Here is a 19372-nt window from a genome sequence, read left to right on the forward strand (position 1 = left end):
CTTTACGACGCGCTCATCGCGGCGAAGCGCGAGCGGCCCAGGCTCAGCAGGTAGAGGGCCACGAAGAGACCCACGACGCACACCGCCGCCACGTAGTGAGCGGGCCCCATGGGGCTCGTCTTGGTGAGCAGGGTCACCACCATCGGCGTGAGTCCCCCGAAGATGGCGTAGGCCACGTTGTACGCGAAGGAGATGCCCGAGAAGCGCACGGCCGCGGGGAAGGCGCGCACCATCACCGTGGGTATCACGCCGACCACGCCGACGCAGAACCCCGTCAGCGCGTACAGCGGAAGGAGATGCCCCGGCTCCGCGGCCACGCCCTGGTAGAGCACGTACGTCATGACGAGCAGCGCGGCGATGCCCAGTCCCAGGGCCCGGCCAGCGCCCCAGCGATCCGCGAGCAACCCAAAGCAGACACAGCCGAGCGTGAGGCTCAGCGTGGCGGCGCTGTTGGCCTCGAGCGCCCGGGCCGGAGCGATGCCATGGAGCTTCTGCATCAGATCCGGCGTCAGGAGGATGACCACCACGATACCGGCGGTGAGCACCCAGGTGAGCAGCATGGACACCACCACCGCGGGGATATGGCCGCGCAGCACGGCCTTGAGCGGCATCTCCTCCACCAGCGCGCGGCGCTGGCGCATCTCCTCGAACACGGGCGTCTCGGCCAACCAGCGGCGCAGGTACACGGCACAGAAGCCGAACACGCCGCCCACGAGGAACGGCACGCGCCACCCGAAGGCCAGCACCTGCTCCGGCGGGTAGAGCTTGTTGATGGCCGTGGCCACCAGCGAGCCGAGCAGGATTCCCAGCGTGAGCCCCGAGGTGAGCGTGCCGCAGGCGAAGCCGACGCGGCGCTCGGGCACGTGCTCGGAGACGAAGACCCAGGCGCCGGGCACCTCGCCGCCCACGGCCGCGCCCTGCAGCATGCGCAGCACCAGCAGCCCCAGCGGCGCCGCGTACCCGATGGTGGCGAACGTGGGCAGAGTGCCGATGAGCAGCGTGGGCACGGCCATCATGAACACGCTCAGCGCGAACATCCGCTTGCGGCCGCTGCGATCGCCGAAGTGCGCCATCACGATGCCGCCCAGGGGGCGCGCCAGGTAGGCCACCGCGAACAGGGCGTACGTCTGCAACTGGCGCAGCCACTCCGCCGTGTCGGCCGGGAAGAAGAGCTGGCCAATCACCTTCGCGAAGAAGACGAAGATGATGAAGTCATAGAACTCCAGCGCGCCGCCGAGCGCCGCCAGGCCCAGGGTCCTGACGTCCTGTGCGGTGAGAGGGCGCTGGGCGTGCGGCGAGTGGGTCTCGGGGCGGGTAGGGGTCGTCACGGGGGGCGATGAGAGCGCGACAGACCCGGGCCGGGCAAGGCAAACCCCCGGGGGCAGGCAGCAAGCCCGGCACCGCGCGGAGCCTCGTACCGCGGTGCCACCCGGCACCCGCGGGCATGGAAAAGATTTCCCCTCGCGGGCCGACAGTTACCTCTCCGCTCACCTCTCACCGATGCAACCCCGCGAATCCACGAGGCCCACCGCTGGCATGGGTGCTGCTTTGAGCCCCGGCGAGGAAGGCGAGTCTGGTTGGGAGGCGGGGAAATGAAGGACGTACAAAAGCGACACCTGGACCCGGTCTGCGGCAAGCACCTGGAGGCGCCCGAGGGCCGCCCGTCCACGGAGTACAAGAAGCGAAAGTATTTCTTCTGCTCGGAGCGCTGCCGCACGGCCTTCGAGCGGCAGGCGGAGCGCTTCCGGATGAACGACCTGGCGCGCGCCGGAGCGCTGATGACGCCGGGGCGGGTGCGCTGGGGCATCGCCTGAGCCCGAGCGGGCTCAGGCGGCGACGCGCAGATCCTTGAGCTTGAGCGACAGCCGCCGCTGACCGCGGAAGGTGTCGAAGCCCGCCTGGAAGGCGAGGTCCACCGGGCCCTCGGTGAGGGCCAGCCGGTCCGCCATGCCGAAGCCGATGGCGTCCACGGTGGGCGCGTCCACCAGGGCCAGCTTGAGGTGGCCGCCGCCTCCGGACTTGGAGGCCAGCACGCGTGGGCGGGCCACCTGGTGGCGCAGCACCAGCACGGGCTCGGGGTTGCCCTGTCCGAAGGGCCCGAGCTTCTGCAGCGCCTCCACCGCGCGCTCGTCCAGGTCGCCCACGCCCACCACCGCGTCCACCTTGCAGCGGGGGATGAGGTCCTCGGGCGTCAGCCGCTGGTGGGCGATGCGCTCGAAGGACTCGCGCAGGGCCGGCAGGTGCCTGGCCTCGATGGTGAGGCCGGCGGCGTGCTTGTGCCCACCGAAGCGGGCGAGCAGGTCCGCGCAGCCGCTGAGCGCGTCGTAGAGGTGGAAGCCCTCGATGCTGCGCGCCGAGCCCTTCCCCACCCCGTCCTTCACGCCCACCATGACGGTGGGCCGGTGGAAGCGCTCCACCACGCGCGAGGCGACAATGCCGATGACGCCCGGGTGCCAGCCGTCCGCGTAGAGGACGAAGCCGCGCGCCTGGTCGGCGCGCTCCTGCGCCTGGGCGAGCGCCTCGGTGAGGATGCTGCTCTCAATGCCCTGCCGCTCGGCGTTGGCCCTATCCAGCACCTGGGCCAGCGAGCGCGCCGCGTCGAGCGACTCGGAGCACAGCAGCTGCAGCCCGAGCGAGGCGTCATGCAGGCGGCCGGCGGCGTTGATGCGGGGCCCCAGGCGGAAGCCCACCTGGCCGGCGGTGACGGGGCTGTCCGCCTCGAGCCCGGCGACCTCCTTGAGGGCGCGCACGCCGTAGCGGCGGCCCGCGGAGAGCTCCTGCAGCCCGTGGTGCACCAGGATGCGGTTGGCGCCGGTGAGGGGCACCACGTCGGCCACGGTGGCCATGGCGACGAGGTCCATCAGCGCCTTGAGGTTGGGCTCCTTGCGGGTGGCGAACCAGCCGTCCTCGCGCAGCTTCTTGCGCAGGCCCATGCAGAGGTTGAAGGCCACGCCCGCGGCGCACAGGTGCTTGGTGGGGTACTCGCAGCCGGGCTGGTGCGGGTTGAGCACCGCCACGGCCGGGGGCAGCGTGGGGGGCACCGTGTGGTGATCCACCACCACCACGTCCAGGCCCAGCTCCCGGGCCCGCGAAATCTCCGCCACGGAAGTGACGCCGCAGTCGAGCGTCACCAGCACGCGCGTGCCGTCGGCGGCGATCTTCTCCACTGCCTGGAGGTTGAGGCCGTAGCCCTCGTCGAGCCGGTGGGGGATGTACGTGGCCGGCCGGGCGCCCAGCTCCCGGAGGAACAGGCAGAGCAGCGAGGTGGAGCACACGCCGTCCACGTCATAGTCGCCGTAGAGGGTGATGCGCTCCTTCTCGCGGAGGGCGCGGAAGAGCCGCTCCACGGCGGCGGCCATGCCCTTCATGCGGAAGGGATCGGGCAGGTCCGCGAGCCGGTCGGACAGGAAGGCCGAGGCGGCCTCGGGGGTGCGCAGGCCCCGGTGCACCAGCACGCGCGCGGAAAGCGGATGCAGCCCGAGCTCGGCGGCCAGCGCCGCTGCCTGCTCCTGGGGCACCTCCGGCATCATCCAACGCACGTTCGCCTCCCCTCCTGGGATAGCCACCCGGGGCTTCCGGGCCAACGAGAATACACCCCCAGTCTACTTTGGAAGTCTCTCCGGGGGAACACGACCTGGGGCTCGTTCATTCGTCCACACAGCGGCCAGGGGGCCGAGCGTCCGTGGGAGGCCTGCCCGGCGGGCCCATTGCCCGGATCGGGGATGCACAGCTTCATCTGCAAACCAGAGAACAAGGAGGACGGCATGACACTCAGGGGTATCCGGATGGTCACCCTGGCGCTCGGGTTGGGGGTGGCCGGTACCGCGATGGCACAGGACGGGTACGGCAAGCAAGGAGATGTGAACGTCTTCTTGGGAGGCGGCATCGGCGGGTACACGGGTGACCTCGGTGGATTGTCCGCCACGGGTCCGACGTGGGGGGTCACCCTCAACGTCCAGCCCTCCAACGTGCTGGGCTTCGAGGTGGGCTACGACGGCTCGAAGAACGACGTGACGGACGACCGCTTCCGCGCGGCGGACGCGCCTTCCTTCATCCGCCATGGGGCCAGCAGCCTGGTGAAGCTGTCCCCCCCGTTGGAGCGCGTCCGCCCCTTCGTGGGAGCGGGGCTCGGGGTGTCCTACGTGTACGTGCGCAACCCGAGCTCGGGCCCGTACGCCTCGGACCTGATGGAGGAGGTGCCGCTGACGGCGGGCCTCGAGTTCAACACCGGCGCGCTGACGGCGGGCATCCGCGGCACCTACCGGGTGCTGGTGGACGACAACTTCGCGGACGCGGCGGTGTCGGGCGACGCGACCGGCGGCATCCTCGACGCCGGCCTCACGGTGGGCGGACGCTTCTGAGGCGCGGCCCCTGAAACACCGAAGGCCCTCGGCTCCGCACCGTCGCGGAGCCCGAGGGCCTGGGTGTGTCCCGCCCGCGGTGGCTCAGGCCACCTTGGGCTGATTGATGCCGCCCTTCTGGCGGGCCTCGCGAGCGGCGGCGCGCTCGTCCAGCCAGATGGTGAGCGGGCTGGCGATGTACACCGACGAGTACGTGCCGACGACGATGCCCACGAGCATCGCCCAGGCGAAGTCGCGGATCTCCCCCACGCCGAAGATGAGCAGGCCGATGAGCGACAGCGCGGTGACGCCCGAGGTGAGGATGGTGCGGGCCAGGGTGTCGTTGACGGCGATGTTGATGACCTCCGCCAGCGGCTTGCCCTTGTACTTGACCATGTCCTCACGGATGCGGTCGTAGATGACGATGGTGTCGTTGACCGAGTAGCCCACGATGGTGAGCAGCGCGGCGATGGCGGTGAGGCTGAACTCGGCGCGGCTGAAGAGGTAGAAGCCGGCCACCATGACCACGTCGTGGAGCATGGCGAGCAGCGCGCCGGGGCCGAACTTGAAGTCGAACCGGAACGCCACGTACACGAGGATGGCCAGCATGGAGTACAGCAGCGCCATGGCGCCGCGGTTGCGCAGCTGCTTGCCCACCTGCGGACCCACGTACTCGGTGCGGCGCATCTCGAAGTCCGGCTTGTCGGCCTGCACGCCGTTCATCAGCGCGGCGCGGATGCGGTCCGCCATGCCGCTGGCGACGACCTGGTAGTCGAAACCCCCGCCCTGCGCCGGGCCCAGCTCGCGCACCTCTTCCACGCCCGTGCCCGTCCCCTCCACCGCCTTCTGGATCTGCTCGCGGGGGAGCGGCTGCTCGGAGCGCAGGTTGATGATGCCGTTGGCCAGGTCCGGGAAGACGCTCTTGATGGGGCCGAGCGCCTGGAGGGCCGTCTTGGCCTGGGCCGCGTTCTGCTCGGTGAGCTGGGTGACGCCGCCCAGGCGCAGCAGGAACGAGTTCTCGTCCGACGAGCCGATGCTCTGCACGGACACGTCGTGCAGATTGCCCGACTCGGCGCGCTTGCGCACGTCCGCCGCGGTGACGGGGTGGTCGAACTTCACCTCCACCACCGTGCCGCCGGCGAAGTCCACGCCGAAGTTGAAGCCGAACACGGCGATGCCCACCAGGATGAGGAGGTTGAGCGCCGTGGAGATGAAGATGGCCGGCTTGCGCTTGCCGATGAAGTCGATGTTCGTCTTGTGCTTGATGATCTGCATCTGCGGTTCCCCCGGGAGGGCTAGACGGACACCGTCTGCGCGTTACGGCCGTGGACGAAGTAGGTCATGAACACGCGCGTCACGAGGATGGACGTGAAGAGCGACGCGAGCAGACCGATGATGAGCGTGGTGGCGAAGCCGCGCACCGGGCCCGTCCCCGTGAAGAAGAGGATGAAGCCGGCGATGAGCGAGGTGACGTGGGCGTCGAAGATGGTCCAGAAGGCGCGGTCGTAGCCCTGGTCCACCGCGACGCGCACCGTCTTGCCGTGGCTGATCTCCTCGCGGATGCGCTCGTTGATGAGCACGTTGGCGTCCACCGCGATACCCAGCGTGAGCACGAAGCCGGCGATGCCCGGCAGCGTGAGCGTGGCGTTGAAGAGCGCCAGGCCGCCCAGGATCAGCAGGCCGTTGAGCAGCAGCGCCACGTCGGCGATGAGGCCCGCGCCCTTGTAGTAGATGGCCATGAAGACGATGACGAGCGCCACGCCCAGACCCGCGGCCAGGCCGCCCTTGCGGATGAGCTCGTCACCCAGCGAGGCGCCCACCTGGCGGATTTCGCCCGTGGTCACCGGCGCCGGCAGCGCGCCCGCCTTGAGGGCCAGCGCCAGCGTCTGCGCGTCCGACAGCTGCTCCTGGATGGGACGGCCACCCGCGCGGCCCATGGTGATGCGGGCCCGGCCGCCACCGATGCGCTCGTTGATGCGCGGCGCCGACTGCACGAAGTCGTCCAGGACGATGGCCATGCGGCGGCCCGTGCCCTTCTCGGTGAGCTGCTCGAACTCGCGCGCGCCGGCCGCGTCGAAGCTGACGTTCACCTCGGGCTCGTTGAGCTGGCTGAGCGAGGCGTCCGCGCCCGTCAGGCTCTCGCCCGTCAGCGGCACGTCCTTCTCCACCAGGTAGGTGCGGTAGCTGTCGCACACGCCCTTCCTCAGCGCGTTGGCCACGCACTCCACCAGCACCTCGCGGTCCTGCGGCACCTTGCCGTGCACGTAGGACAGCAGTGCCTCGCGGTTGGGGCCCTGCAGCTGCGGGAAGCCCTCGGCCGTGGTCACCGTGATGTTGCTGTCCTGCGGCGGCGGGCTCTGCTGGTACGTCTGGCGGAAGAAGTCCGTGGTGTCGTCCACCATGCGGAACTCCAGCTGCGCCGTGGTGCCCACCAGCTCCTTGGCCTGCTCGGGATCATTGCGGCCCGGCAGGGAGATCTGGATGGCGTCGGTGCCCAGCTTGCGCACGTCCACCTCGGCCACGCCCCACTTGTCGATGCGGCGGCGGATGACGAGCATCGCCTGATCCACCGCTTCCTCGCTGAAGCGCTTGACCTGGCCCTCGTCGGGCGCGAGCACCAGCCTGGCTCCGTCGCGCGACACCCGGACGAAATCGGTGAAGGTGGCGAGCACCTCCTTCTCGATGGCGTCCATGGTGGCCGGATCCTGCGCCGTCAACGCCATCTGCAGCGCCTGGGGATCCGTCTCCACGGTCACCTGGCCCAGCTGCTTGTCGTTGATGTAGCGGGCGATCTGATCACCCCGGCGCTCGGTCCTCTTCTGGAGCGCCGTCTTGGTGTCCACCCGCATCACCATGTGGATGCCGCCCTGCAGATCCAGCCCCAGGTTGATGCGGTACTTCGCGGGGGGAGCCCAGTTGGGCAGCTTCTCCTGGATGGCGACCAGGTTGTTACGCTGGCTCTTCTCCACGGAGAACAGCGACACATAGGAAGGCATCAGGAGCCACACGGTCAGCAGCGTCACGCCGATGACCAGGCCCAGCTTCCAGTACCAGCCGCGGTCCATTACTTCTCCTCCTTCTTTTCTTCGGTCTTGGCGGCCGGAGCCGTCGTCTCGCTGGGGACGGCGTACCTGCCGGCCACGGAAGTCTTGATGACGCGGATGCGCACGCCGTTGGCGATCTCGAGCGTCACCTCGCGCTCGCTCACCGCCTGGATGCGCCCGATCATTCCACCCTGGGTGATGACCTCATCACCCTTCTTCAGGCCGGAGACCAGCTCGCGGTGCGCCTTGAGCTGCTTCTGCTGCGGGCGGATCATGATGAAGTACATGATCGCGAACATCCCGAGGATGAGCGCCAACTGCATCATGCCGCCGCCGCCCGGTGCGCCCGCCTGAGCCAGAATCAGAAAGCTGTCTGCCACGAACCGCCTCGCCGCTGTAGTGAGGGTTCCACCCGCCGTGCCGTCCACCACCGGACAACATGACAAGCCGGAAAGGGGGGCCTCTTAGCAGCAGGCACACACCCCGGGCAAGTGAACGGCGAGGCGGACCCGGCCTTTCCGTGCCGCGTCATGCCCGGCCGCTCCCCTCCAGGCGCACTCCTCCCCTGCCGCCGCGGGACCCCAGGAAGCGGCCGTCCGGATGGCCGCTGGAGACTATTTCTTGCGCTCGGCCTCCTGGGCCCGGGCCTTCTCGCGGAAGTCGCGGGCGAAGGTGGCGTAACGGTCCTCGGCGATGGCCTGGCGCACCTGCTTCATCAGCCCGAGGAAGTAGTGGAGGTTGTGCAGGGTGTTGAGCCGCATGGCGAGGATTTCTCCCGCCACGAAGAGGTGGCGCAGGTAGGCGCGGCTGAAGTTGCGGCAGGTATAGCACGAGCAGGCCGGGTCCGCGGGCCTCGGGTCCCTGGCGTAGGTGGCGTTGCGGATGGTGACCTTGCCCTCCGAGGTGAAGAGCAGACCGTTGCGAGCGCAACGGGTGGGCAGCACGCAGTCGAACATGTCCACCCCGTGCTCCACGCAGGTGACCAGGTCCACGGGCGTGCCCACGCCCATGAGGTAGCGCGGCTTGTCCCGGGGGAGCAGCGGAGCGGAGAAGGCCACGCCCTCGTGCATGGCCTCGGGCGTCTCGCCCACGGAGAAGCCGCCGAGCGCGTAGCCGGGCAGGTCCACCGCGCACACCTCCTCGGCGTGCGCCTTGCGCAGGTCCTTGTTGAGGCCGCCCTGGACGATTCCGAAGAGCGAGGAGCGCTCGCGGCCCCAGGCCTTCACGCACCGCTGCAGCCAGCGCGTGGTGCGCGCCAGGGACTTCTCCAGGTAGGCCCGGTCCTCGGTGGACGGCGGACACTCATCGAAGGCCATGATGATGTCCGCGCCGAGCGTCTCCTGAATCTCGATGGAGCGCTCGGGGGTGAGGAGGATGTGGCGCCCGTCCAGGTGCGACTGGAAGGCGGCGCCCTCCTCGGTGATTTTGCGCTTCTCGGCGAGGCTGAACACCTGGAAGCCCCCGCTGTCGGTGAGCATGGGCCGGTCCCAGGAGATGAAGCGGTGCAGGCCGCCCAGCTCCCCCACCAGGTCGTCCCCGGGCCGGAGCATCAGGTGGTAGGTGTTGCCGAGGATGATTTGAGCGTCGAGCGTGAGCAGATCATCCGGCCCCACGCCCTTGACGCTGCCCACGGTGCCCACGGGCATGAAGATGGGCGTCTCGATGAGCCCGTGGGGGGTGTGCAACCGGCCCCGGCGCGCGCGCGTGCCCGAGGCGTCCTCGTGCAGCAGCTCGTAGCGCACCAGGCTCGGCGCGACTCGCGTGTCACCCTTTTGCTTGCGCGGCTCTCCCATTGCGTCGTGTCTCCTACTCCGTCACCAGCATCGCGTCGCCGTACGAGAAGAACCGGTAGCCGGCGGCGACCGCCTCCCGGTAGGCCGCCAGGGTGCGCTCCCGGCCGAGCAGCGCGCTCACCAGCACCACCAGCGTGGAGCGCGGGAGGTGGAAGTTGGTGAGCAGCACGTCCACCTGCCGGAAGGTGAAGCCGGGGCGGATGAACATGGTCGTCTCGCCGGGCCCGGCGCGCAGGCGGCCCGTCTGGGGGTCCGTGGCCGACTCGAGCGTGCGCACCACCGTGGTCCCCACCGCCACCACCCGGCGGCCCTCGGCCCTGGCGGCGTTGACGGCCCGGGCGGTGGCCTCGGAGACGAAGTAGCGCTCCGGGTGCATGTGGTGCTTGTCGAGGTTCTCCTCCCGGACGGGGAGGAAGGTGCCGGGCCCCACGTCGAGCGTCACCTCGACGCGGTGGATGCCACGGGCCGCGAGCGTGGCGAAGGTGGCGTCGGTGAAGTGCAGCCCCGCCGTGGGGGCCGCCACCGCGCCCGAGGCCCGCGCGTACACCGTCTGGTAGCGCTCGGCGTCCGAGGCCTCGGGGGCCCGGGTGATGTAGGGGGGCAGCGGCAGGCGGCCGGCCTTGTCCAGCATCTGGGCGAGCGAGGTGCCCGGCGCGGCGTGGAAGCGCACCCGGTACTCCCCTCCCCCGAGCGCCTCCAGGACCTCGGCCTCCAGCCCCTCGGGGAAGGAGATGCGGGCGCCGGGCTTGAGGCCCTTGGAGGCCTGGCCGAGGCAGATCCACTCGAGCGACTCAGCGGCGCCGCCGAGGGCCTGCGAGGTGAGCGTGGGAGCCGACGGGCGGACGACGAGCAGCTCCACGCGGCCGCCAGTACCGGCCTTGGAGCCGAGGAGCCGGGCGGGGATGACGCGGGCGTCGTTGACGACGAGCAGGTCGCCCTCGCGCAGCAGCCCGGGGAGGCCGGAGAAGTGGCGGTGGGCCCACGCGCCCGAGGAGCGGCTCACCACCATGAGGCGGGAGGCATCTCGGGCGGCCAGGGGGGCCTGGGCGATCTGCGCCTCGGGGAGCTCGAAGTCGTAATCGGAGAGGAGTGACGACACGGGAGGAGGCGCTTGTAACAGCCCGGGCGCCTCGACGAAACGGGTTGTGTCAGTAGAGCTGCTGGAGCTCGGTCCCCGGGTAGTAGTGCAGGAGGATGTCGCGGTAGGTGAGGCCCTCGTCGGCGAGCGCCTTGGCGCCCCACTGGCAGAGCCCGGCGCCGTGGCCGTAGCCGCGGCCGTTGAAGTGCCAGCCGCCGGAGGTTCGCTCCACGTCGAACTCCAGGCTCTTGATCTTCGTGTAGCCGAGCTTCCGCCGGAGCGACACCCCATCGAGCGAGAGGCCGTTGGAGGTGGCCACGCGATTCACCCGGTGGGTGGCGGTGCGGGAGGAGACGCGGAAGCCCTCGGTGGACTGGCCGAGCGCGGAGTGCAGCTCCGAGTCGGAGACGGTGGCGCTCCAGCGGCTGGCGGGCAGACGGCCGCACGGGCAGTCCACGGGCCGCAGGTAGGGGAGCTCGCGCCCGAGGGCGTCCTGGCCGGACTCGGTGCGGCCGCCGCAGGAGGCGTGGAAGTAGGCCTCGATGGGGGCGAGCTCGTAGGTGAGGACCTCGCCACGGGTGGCCTCGACGGCGGCCCGGGTGCGCTCCACCTCGCGCTCGAGACCGCCGTAGACCTGGTGGAGCACGCTGCTGCCCATGTGGAAGGGGGCGCCGTAGGTCTCGAGCTTCTTCTGGAGGGCGTAGGTGCGGGCCGCGACGGCCTGGGCCTTGAGGGCCTCGAGGGGGAAGGAGACGGGCATCTCGCTGCCGAGCACGCCCGCGAGGTAGTCCTCGAGCGGGATGACGTTGATGAGCTGGAGGCCGTCCTTGTAGAGGCGCACCACGACGTCGCCGCGCACCTCGGTGTCGCCAGCGCGCACGGGCGAGGAGCCGGGCACGCCCGCGTCGTCGTCCTGGGAGTCCACTCCGGCGCGGAAACGGACCGCGTTGCCGAGGACGGGGGCGCCATTGAGCTCCAGGCGGGAGCCCTTGCGGCGCACGGTGACGCTGTCCTGGTCGAGCGGGGAGAAGCGGGCGTCCTCGGTGTCGGAGCCGAAGGAGAGGCCCTTGCCACTGACGCGCACCTCGCCCTGGGAGTCGCCCATGGCGATGCGCATGGTCTCCACGGCGAGCGCGCGAAGAGGGGCGAGCAGGAGCAGGAGGAGTGCAACAGGACGCAACATGGCGGCCAGTGTAGGAGGCGGTGCACGAGGCTCAAGAAATCGGCCGGCGGATGGCGGAGAATGCGCCGCGCGTGTCCCCTCCCCTCGATGCCTCCCGCCTCACGACTCCCGAGCTCGGCGCGGCGCTGCGAGCGCTGCCGTACCGGGCTTCCGCCTTCCTGGTGACGCGGCTGGTGCGGGGCCGCTCGCTGGAGGACAGCGCGGCGTTCTACGGCATCTCGCCAGAGGCGTTCTCGGTGCACCTGTTGAGGGCGGCGCTGGAGCTGACGAAGGCGGCGGCGCTGCCCTGCCGGCCACCGGAGGGCGATGTGGAGGAGGACGTCTGGGCGCGGGCGCTCGCGGAGGCGCTGGAGCGCGAGACGGCGGGAGTGCCCCCGGGGCTGGTGGAGACGGTGGCGGTATGCCGGCGGCTGCGGACGATGGGCCCGGAGGTGGCGGCGGCGCTGGAGGCGGCCGAGCGCGAGGAGGAGGACTCACCGAAGCGGCAGCGGGAGGACTGGCTGAGGAAGGTGGCGGTGCTGGCGCTGCTGGGGCTGACGGCGTACCTGTACTGCAACCGCCCTCCCGAGGAGCCACGGGAGCGACCTGTCCAGCCGCGGACCCTCGAGCGCTGAGGGCCCTGGAAGCAGCAGGCGGCGGCGCATAAGTGGAGACCCATGCGCGTTGCGAACCTGGCCCTGCTCATGCTGGCCGTCGTGGGATGCCCGAAGCAGGTGGACACCCGGGTGGCCGGTTCGGACGATGACCAACTGACCACCTACGAGGCGCGGCTCGAGGAGCTGCGATCGCGAGGCACGAACGGGAACCTGTCCTGTTCGGACCGGTGCACGCTCTCCACGCAGACCTGCGGGGTGGCGAAGAACCTGTGCGACGTGGTGGAGAACCACCCGGACCGGGAGGATTTGCCGGAGCGGTGTGCCCGGGCGAGCGAGTCCTGCGCGGAGACGACGAACACCTGCGCGAGCTGTCAGGGCCGTTGAACCCCACCACGAGGAACACAGGACCACCCACTCTCCCTCGCCCTCCGGGAGAGGGCCGGGGTGAGGGTCTCCGGACCCCGGGTTGCCCCCATGGACCCGGCGGGATTACCCACGGTTCCCCGACCTCCCGTACGATAGGGGGGCCCACCCAGGAGTGTCCCCATGTCCCGCCGACTGTCCATCCTGCTGTTCTCGAGCTGGCTCGCCGTACCGGGCCTGGCGTTCGGGGAAGGCCTCACGCCCGAGCAGCTCGCGCGAGTCCGTCGCGACGAGAAGGCGGCGGAGGCGAAGGTGCAGGCGGCGCACGGCAACAAGAAGCCGTCGGAGCTGAGCGCGGCCGAGCGGCGGCAGATGATCCAGGAGCAGCAGGACGCCATCCAGGAGGTGATGGACAAGAACGGAGTCTCGCGGAAGGACTACGCGAGGCAGACGGCGCGGATGGGGCCGAAGGGGAACGCGGAGGTGGCGGCGGCGGAGAAGGCGCTGGAGGCGAAGGACAAGGCCGCCAAGGGCACGCAGGAGCAGGGCTCCGGAGAAATCCAGATCCAGAACGGGTTCAGCGAGGCCAACCCGGTGACGCTGGAGGAGCAGGAAGGGGCGCCGCCCACGGTGGAGGAAGGGCTGCCCGCCGGAGAGGAAGGCCCGGCCGAGGGCGAGCCAGCCCCGGCCGAGGCCGAACCGGGCCCGGCCAAGAGCAAGCCGGGCGGGTCCAGGAGGAAGTAACCGCCCTGCCCTACCCCCAGCGGCGGGCCTGCCAGACCGGGTCATACGGGCAGGAGCAGTCGGTCTCCTCGGGCTCGGGGTAGGCGTAGGACTCGCCCTTGTAGTTGCGGAACACGGTCTGCTGGGGACCGCGCTCGAGCAGGTAATCGGGCTGGAGGGTCACCTTGCCGCCGCCGCCGGGCAGGTCCACGGCGAGGTGGGGCACGGCGAGCCCGGTGGTGTGGCCGCGGAGCTGCTGGATGATCTCCACGCCCTTGGAGATGGGGGTGCGCAGGTGCTCGCAGCCCTCGGCGACGTCCATCTGGTGGAGGTAGTACGGGCGGACGCGGATGCGCAGGAGCGAGTGGGAGAGCTCCTTGATGATGCGGGCATCCGAGTTGAGCCGCCGCATGAGGACGGCCTGGTTCTCCACGGGGACGCCGTGGTCGACGAGCCGCTCGCAGGCCTCACGGGCCTCGGGGGTCACTTCCTTCGGGTGGTTGAAGTGGGTGACGACGTAGACGGGGGCGTAGCGGCGCAGGAGCCGGGCCAGCGAGTCGGTGACGCGCATGGGCAGGCACACGGGCACGCGGGTGCCGATGCGCACCATCTCCACGTGGGGAATCTCGTGCAGGGGCGCGAGCAGCTCCTCCAGCCGCTCCTCGGAGAGAAGGAACGGATCTCCCCCGGAGATGAGGACGTCACGGACCTCGGGGTGGCGGCGGATGTACTCGAGGCCGCGGCGCATCTGCTCCTTGGAGAGCTCGGCCTCGCCGCCCTTGGTGATGCGGCGGCGGGTGCAGTGGCGGCAGTAGACGGAGCACGTGTCGAGCGCGAGGAAGAGCACGCGGTCCGGGTACTTGTGGACGATGGCCTCCTCGGGCCGGGTCTTGTCCTCGCCGAGCGGGTCCGCGAGCTCACCGGGGCGGAGGCGGGCCTCGGCGCGCACGGGGATGGACTGCATCCGCACGGGGCAGAGCGGATGGTCGCGGTCGATGAGTGACAGGTAGTACGGGCTGATGCCGATGCGGAAGAGCGAGGAGGTCTCCTGCACGCCGGCGCGCTCGTCGGGCGTGAGGGGGACGTACTTCTCCAGCTGCGCGAGGTTGCGCACGGCGTGGCGCTGGTGCCAGCGCCAGTCGGACCACTCGGCGTCGGTGGCGTCGGGAAAGAGGGCCTTGCGCCCGGCCTCGGAGGCCGGACGCGCGGGAGCGCCCTTGGAGGGCGGCACTGAGGGGGACATCACGCCGCCTTGGCCTGCTCTCGCCACCACTGCTGGCCGGACTCGGGCAGCGTGTAGATGGGGTCGAAGTACTCGTACTTGCGCGAGAGGGCGTCGGGATCATTGCCCTCGATGCCGGTGCGGTAGTTCTTGGTCCAGTACGAGATGCCGCGGTCGCGGTCGTACTCGGAGACCTGGTGGATCCACCGCTTCCCGACGAAGGGCACGTCGCAGACGATGCGCGGGGTGGCGAAGCCGGGCATGTACCCCATGATGTCGTGCTGGAGCTGCTGGGCCTCGGCCACGCTCAGCCGCCAGTGCTCCGAGTTGGGGATCATGTCGCACATGTAGAAGTAGTACGGGAGGATCTTCGCGTGATCGAGCAGCGTGAAGCACAGCTCGAGGAGATCCTTGGGAGTGCTGTTGACGCCGCGCAGGAGCACGCCCTGGTTGCGCACGTCGCGGAAGCCCATGTCGAGCAGCTTGCGCACGGCCTTGCCCACGAGCGGGGTGAGCTGGCGAGCGTTGTTGACGTGGGTGTGGAGCGCGAGGTCCACGCCGCGCTCATTGGCCTTCTTGGCGAGGCGATCCAGCCCCTGGAGGACGGAGTCCTGGAGGAAGTGCTGGGGGATGGCCATGAGGCCCTTGGAGGCCAGGCGGATGTCGCGGATGTTGGGGATGTCGAGCAGCGCGCTGACGAAGGGCTCGAGCGACTGGATGGGGAGGTTGGCGATGTCGCCGCCGCTGACGACCACGTCGCGCACGGTGGGCGTGCGGCGCAGGTAGTCGAGCATCTGCTCGTAGCGCTCCTTCTGGCCCACGTTGAAGCGGTGCTTCTGGACCTGGGGGACGTCATTGCCCACGAGGTCCATGCGGGTGCAGTGGCCGCAGTACTGGGGGCAGGTGGGGAGCATCTCCGCCAGCACCTTGGTGGGGTAGCGGTGGGTGAGGCCTTCCACGACCCACATGTCCGCCTCGTGGAGGCTGTCGCGGCTGGCCTTGGGGTGGTTGGTCCACTCGGTCTGCCGGTCGTCGAAGGCGGGGAGCATGTAACGGCGGACCGGGTCGTTCCACAGGTCCGTCTCGTCCATGGTGTTGAGCATCTGGGGCGGGACGAGGATGGACATCGTCGCGCGCTCGAGCTGGTCGCGCTCCATGCTGGCCAGCAGGTCATCCGGCAGGAAGTGGCCGAGGGCGGCCTTGAGCTCCTTGAGGTTCTTGACGGTGTGCTTGCGCTGCCAGACGGAGCTCTCCCACTCGGCCTGCGTCACGTCCTTGTACCCGGGCAGGCGCCTCCAATCGGGCTCCACGAACTCACGGCGGAGCGGATAGGAGAAGGGCTGCTGCGCGGGGCCGGCCGAGGAGGCCTTGCCGCGCATGGGCGTCGTCGTCATGGCGATCCACCTTGAAGGAAAGCAGGGCCCGGAAGAGGGACCCCCAGGGAAAGGAAAGGTCCCTCTTTACCCAACATTAGACGGAGGGCAATGAATGCGTGACTACTCGAGGGGGATGTTGATGAGCTTGGCTACATCCCCCTCGGTGATATCGACCTTCTGGGGCTTGCTCTGTTTACCGCCGAGCTTGAAGACGACCGTGCGGCTACCCACCGGGAGGAGCAGCGGATTGCCGAGCGCGACGGGGGTCTCGCGGCCGGTGTTCTTGCCGTCCACCCAGATCTGCGCACCGGCGGGACGCGAGCTGCAGGCGAGCTTGCCCTTGACGCGGGAGGACTTGCCGCTGCTCGCGGAGCTCTTGGAAGCCGAGGCCTGCCGGGTGGACTGGCGCTCGGGAGCGGGAGCAGGCGCCTCCTTCTCGAGCTCGAAGGCCACCTGGAGCTCCGTGTCGCCCTTGGATCGGAACCTACCGGAGTAGGTCTTGTAGCCAGCGCGCGAGACGGTGAAGGAGTAGGTCTTGCCGATGATGAGGTCGGCGAGCTTCGCATCGGGCGTCTTGCCCACGCGCTTGCCACCGACCTCGACCTCCGCGCCGGAGTCGCCGACGAACACGGCCGTGAACGTGGTGGGCTTGGGGGGCTCCACGGGCGCGGGCGGAGTAGCCGTGCCCGTCCCGGTGGCCGAAGCGGTCTGCTGGGGCGCCGGCTCGGTCTTGGGGGTGTTCTCCACGGGCTGGGTGCCCGAGGGCGCGGTCCCCTGGGAGCCCGCTCCCGTGCCAGTCCCGGTGCCAGTGCCGGTGGCGCTGGCGACCTGGGGGTCGTTGGCCGCGGGCTTGTCGGGCTGATCGGGGGGAGGCTCGGCCTCCAGGACCACGGACACCACCTCGGGACGGTCTCCCTTGGTGATGGTGACCACCTGCTCCGAGAGCACATGACCCGGAGCGCTGGCCGTCAGCTTGTGGGTGCCCTCGGGGAGCTGGAGGACCTGGTTCTGCGCGACGATCTTCCCGTCGATGCGGAGCTCGGCGCCCTCGGCGGGCTGGACGGAGATCATCAGGCTGCCGGTGCGAGGACCGGAGAGGAACATGACGCCCAGGGCCACAAACACGACCAGCACGAGGCCCGCGGCAACGCCGAGGAGGGCCTTGGGCGGCGACTTCTTGCTGCCGGTCTTGGCGGGGGGCGGCGCCTTCTTGGAGGCGGGCTTGGACTTCTGGGGAGCGGGCGACTGCGATTCCGACGAGATGTCGATGGGGCCGGTGGTCTCTTCCTGCTCGTCCTCCCGAGCCAGCGCGCGGGAATCGCCATACGCGTCCGGCGACTCCTCCTCCGGCAGCTGCTGCTCGTCCTGCTCCTCCTCCCGCTCCAGCCGCATCCGCTGGCCGGTGGGAATGGGACTGAGCATGGTGCTACCCGACTCGATCTGGCCGACGCGGGTGGCGTTGGCGTCCACCTGGGGCTCGGGGCGCGTGGGGGCGAGCCCCACGACAGTGGCGCCCGAGTAGCCCTCCCCTTCTTCGCCGATGATCACCTGCTGCTTGGTGCCACGACGGGGGGCGGAGGGCCGGGGCGCCTCGGGCTCGGGGGGATAGTTCGTCTCGCCCGTGAGGCTGTCATCGACCATCACGTTGCTGGCCGCGGACGACGAGTTGGAAGCACCCGGCCGCTGGGCGGTGGGATCGAAGATCTGCGTCTTGTCCCCGGCCCCATCAAGCTCCGCCAGTTCCTCCTCGGTGGGAGGCGGCACATAGCCGCTGCTCATGGCGGGCTGGGCGGGAGCCGTGTGGGAGCGGGTGGCCACGGGCATGGCGGGGAGCGACTGTTGCCGGCGCGGCGCGCGGGCCATCTCTCCGGTGACACCCGAGGTTTCGATCTGCTCCGGGCGCTCGACGGAGGCGTAGCGCTCCATCTTCTCGGCCTCGCGGACGATGTCCTCGGCGAAGGCCTCCTTCATGAAGCCCGACAGATGCTTGGACGAGTAGATGGCATCGCCGGCCAGGAGGAACCGCATGAGGTCTTCCTGGAGATCCGACCCCCACTGGTAGCGGTCCTCGGCATCGCGCGCGAGGGCCTTGAGCATCACCTTCTCGAGCCCGGGCGGCACGTTCGGATTGAACTGGCGCGGCGTGGGCACGTCGGCGTTGCGCACCTTCTCCAGGGTGGAGAAGTCGGACTCGCCGACGAAGAGCCGCTCGCCGGTGAGCATCTCGTAGAGGATGACGCCCACGGCGAAGATGTCGCTGCGGCGGTCGATGGGCAGGCCACGGACCTGCTCCGGGCTCATGTAGCCGAACTTGCCCTTGAGGATGCCGGCCTGGGTCTTCTGCGAGCGGTTCGCCGCCTTGGCGATGCCGAAGTCGATGAGCTTCACCTCGCCTTCGTACGAGACGAGGATGTTCTGCGGAGAGATGTCGCGGTGGATGATGTTGAGGTCCTGCCCGCGTGCGTCCTTCTTCCGGTGCGCGTCGTCGAGCCCCTCGCAGATCTTCGAGGCGATGAAGACGGCCTGGGCGGTGGGCATGATCTCCTTGCGCCGCCGGTAGCGCTCCAGGAGCGTGCGTATATCCCGCCCGGACACGTACTCCATGGCGATGAAGTAGGTGTCCTCGTGCTTCCCGAGCTCATGGATGTGCACGATGTTGGCGTGGTTCAGCTGAACGCTGATCCGCGCCTCGTCGATGAACATCGTGATGAACTCGTCGTCCTCCGCCATCGTCGGGAGGATCTTCTTGATGGCGAGGATCCGTTCGAACCCTTCGACGCCGAAGGCCTTGGCCGTGAAGACCTCCGCCATGCCGCCAACGTTGATGCGCTCGAGGAGGAGGTACTTGCCAAATAAGGTCGGCTTCTTCATCGCGTGGATCCGCCCGCACCCGGAAGGCCACAAGCCCCGCTCGGGGGGGAACGGTGGGTGGAAAACCGGACGAGCCCGGGACTTTAGACGGAGCACGGACGGGGAGTCAAACCACGCGGGAGGGCGGATTCCCCAAGAGTTCCAGCCACTTGGGCCCCGAAACCTGCCGTGAGCGGTCCGCCGCGAGCTGCGAGAACCAGGCAACCTGGTCCGGAGCGCGCCACACGCCGCCTCGGCCAGGCGCAAAGGGCGCGGCGAAGCACGATCGGAGAGGGCGAGCCGGCGATCAGGCGCCCGCAAAGGCGAAGGCCCCGAGTCCACACATGGGTGTGAGGACTCGGGGCCTTCAAAAAAAATCCGGCAGCGACCTACTCTCCCGCGCGGTTTCCCGCGGAGTACCATCGGCTCTGGAGGGCTTAACTTCCGTGTTCGGGATGGGAACGGGTGGGACCCCTCCGACATTGCCACCGGAAACTAGAGTGACTCGTGCATACAAAGGGTAGTTTTCAATTCTGCTAGAGAAGCTGGTGCCTTCTTCCGGGCCCAGCGCCGCTCTTGAAAGCGCGCTCGGGGCCTCGACCTTGGACTCGAATCCCCGGCTCCCCTTGAGGTGGAGCCTGTAAGAGATTGAGGTAAAGTAAGCCGCTCGACCAATTAGTACCGGTTAGCTCAACGCGTTACCGCGCTTACACACCCGGCCTATCAACGTCGTAGTCTTCGACGGGTCTTCTGGGGCTTGCGCCCGGGATACCTGTTCTTGAGGTCGGTTTCCCGCTTAGATGC

At 69.5% G+C, this 19372-nt stretch carries 16 protein-coding genes and 2 rRNA genes; 5 read left to right on the plus strand and 13 right to left on the minus strand.

Annotated features, from left to right (window positions below; translation table 11 throughout):
* Positions 1-2: 2 nt before the first annotated feature.
* Positions 3-1328 carry an MFS transporter gene (locus ACJ8AN_RS31700; RefSeq protein WP_407759266.1) on the minus strand — a complete coding sequence of 442 codons (1326 nt, stop codon included), beginning with the start codon at positions 1326-1328 and terminating at the stop codon, positions 3-5.
* Positions 1329-1592: 264 nt separating this feature from the next.
* Here ACJ8AN_RS31700 and ACJ8AN_RS31705 point away from each other — a divergent pair, with 264 nt between their 5' ends.
* Positions 1593-1814 (plus strand): YHS domain-containing protein, encoded by a 222-nt coding sequence (locus ACJ8AN_RS31705; protein ID WP_407759267.1) that lies wholly within the window; start codon positions 1593-1595, stop codon positions 1812-1814.
* Positions 1815-1826: 12 nt separating this feature from the next.
* Here the strand turns inward: ACJ8AN_RS31705 and recJ are convergent, their stop codons facing one another.
* The gene (gene recJ, locus ACJ8AN_RS31710) at positions 1827-3530 is read right to left on the minus strand and encodes a single-stranded-DNA-specific exonuclease RecJ (RefSeq protein WP_407759286.1); all 1704 of its coding nucleotides are present in this window, start codon (positions 3528-3530) and stop codon (positions 1827-1829) included.
* Between the two features lie 234 nt (positions 3531-3764).
* Here recJ and ACJ8AN_RS31715 point away from each other — a divergent pair, with 234 nt between their 5' ends.
* Positions 3765-4361 carry a hypothetical protein gene (locus ACJ8AN_RS31715; RefSeq protein WP_407759268.1) on the plus strand — a complete coding sequence of 199 codons (597 nt, stop codon included), beginning with the start codon at positions 3765-3767 and terminating at the stop codon, positions 4359-4361.
* Between the two features lie 84 nt (positions 4362-4445).
* Here ACJ8AN_RS31715 and secF read toward each other — a convergent pair whose 3' ends face one another.
* From secF to ACJ8AN_RS31745, 6 genes are all read right to left on the minus strand, one after another.
* A complete protein-coding gene (gene secF / locus ACJ8AN_RS31720) occupies positions 4446-5615 on the minus strand; it encodes a protein translocase subunit SecF (RefSeq protein WP_407759269.1) in 1170 nt (389 codons plus the stop codon).
* A 20-nt stretch (positions 5616-5635) separates the two neighbouring features.
* On the minus strand, positions 5636-7405 hold the full coding sequence (gene secD / locus ACJ8AN_RS31725; protein ID WP_407759270.1) for a protein translocase subunit SecD: 1770 nt from the start codon (positions 7403-7405) through the stop codon (positions 5636-5638).
* Positions 7405-7764 carry a preprotein translocase subunit YajC gene (gene yajC, locus ACJ8AN_RS31730; protein ID WP_407759271.1) on the minus strand — a complete coding sequence of 120 codons (360 nt, stop codon included), beginning with the start codon at positions 7762-7764 and terminating at the stop codon, positions 7405-7407. Before yajC ends, secD begins: the two co-directional genes overlap by 1 nt.
* A 234-nt stretch (positions 7765-7998) precedes the next feature.
* Positions 7999-9177, minus strand: coding sequence for a tRNA guanosine(34) transglycosylase Tgt (gene tgt / locus ACJ8AN_RS31735; protein WP_407759272.1), 1179 nt, complete (start codon positions 9175-9177; stop codon positions 7999-8001).
* 13 nt (positions 9178-9190) lie between these two features.
* On the minus strand, positions 9191-10276 hold the full coding sequence (queA, locus tag ACJ8AN_RS31740) for a tRNA preQ1(34) S-adenosylmethionine ribosyltransferase-isomerase QueA (protein WP_407759273.1): 1086 nt from the start codon (positions 10274-10276) through the stop codon (positions 9191-9193).
* A 49-nt stretch (positions 10277-10325) separates the two neighbouring features.
* Positions 10326-11438, minus strand: a complete 1113-nt coding sequence (locus ACJ8AN_RS31745; protein WP_407759274.1) for a SpoIID/LytB domain-containing protein — start codon at positions 11436-11438, stop codon at positions 10326-10328.
* Positions 11439-11509: 71 nt separating this feature from the next.
* On the opposite strand from ACJ8AN_RS31745, the gene ACJ8AN_RS31750 reads away from it, so the two are divergent.
* From ACJ8AN_RS31750 to ACJ8AN_RS31760, 3 genes are all read left to right on the plus strand, one after another.
* Positions 11510-12052, plus strand: coding sequence for a hypothetical protein (locus ACJ8AN_RS31750; RefSeq protein WP_407759275.1), 543 nt, complete (start codon positions 11510-11512; stop codon positions 12050-12052).
* A gap of 42 nt (positions 12053-12094) precedes the next feature.
* Complete coding sequence (locus tag ACJ8AN_RS31755; RefSeq protein WP_407759276.1) at positions 12095-12418, plus strand: hypothetical protein; 324 nt, start codon at positions 12095-12097, stop codon at positions 12416-12418.
* 162 nt (positions 12419-12580) lie between these two features.
* Positions 12581-13141: a hypothetical protein gene (locus ACJ8AN_RS31760; protein ID WP_407759277.1), complete on the plus strand. Its 561-nt coding sequence runs from the start codon at positions 12581-12583 to the stop codon at positions 13139-13141.
* 10 nt (positions 13142-13151) lie between these two features.
* Here the strand turns inward: ACJ8AN_RS31760 and ACJ8AN_RS31765 are convergent, their stop codons facing one another.
* The 5 genes from ACJ8AN_RS31765 to ACJ8AN_RS31785 form a co-directional block, all read right to left on the minus strand.
* Positions 13152-14363 (minus strand): KamA family radical SAM protein, encoded by a 1212-nt coding sequence (locus ACJ8AN_RS31765; protein WP_407759278.1) that lies wholly within the window; start codon positions 14361-14363, stop codon positions 13152-13154.
* The gene (locus tag ACJ8AN_RS31770; protein WP_407759279.1) at positions 14363-15736 is read right to left on the minus strand and encodes a KamA family radical SAM protein; all 1374 of its coding nucleotides are present in this window, start codon (positions 15734-15736) and stop codon (positions 14363-14365) included. Before ACJ8AN_RS31770 ends, ACJ8AN_RS31765 begins: the two co-directional genes overlap by 1 nt.
* Positions 15737-15838: 102 nt before the next feature.
* Positions 15839-18589, minus strand: a complete 2751-nt coding sequence (locus ACJ8AN_RS31775) for a protein kinase domain-containing protein (RefSeq protein ID WP_407759280.1) — start codon at positions 18587-18589, stop codon at positions 15839-15841.
* Positions 18590-18944: 355 nt separating this feature from the next.
* Positions 18945-19061 (minus strand): 5S ribosomal RNA (gene rrf / locus ACJ8AN_RS31780).
* Between the two features lie 161 nt (positions 19062-19222).
* Positions 19223-19372, minus strand: a 23S ribosomal RNA gene (locus ACJ8AN_RS31785); the annotation flags it as partial.

It is taken from the genome of Archangium sp., assembly GCF_045802675.1.
Lineage (GTDB): Bacteria > Myxococcota > Myxococcia > Myxococcales > Myxococcaceae > Archangium.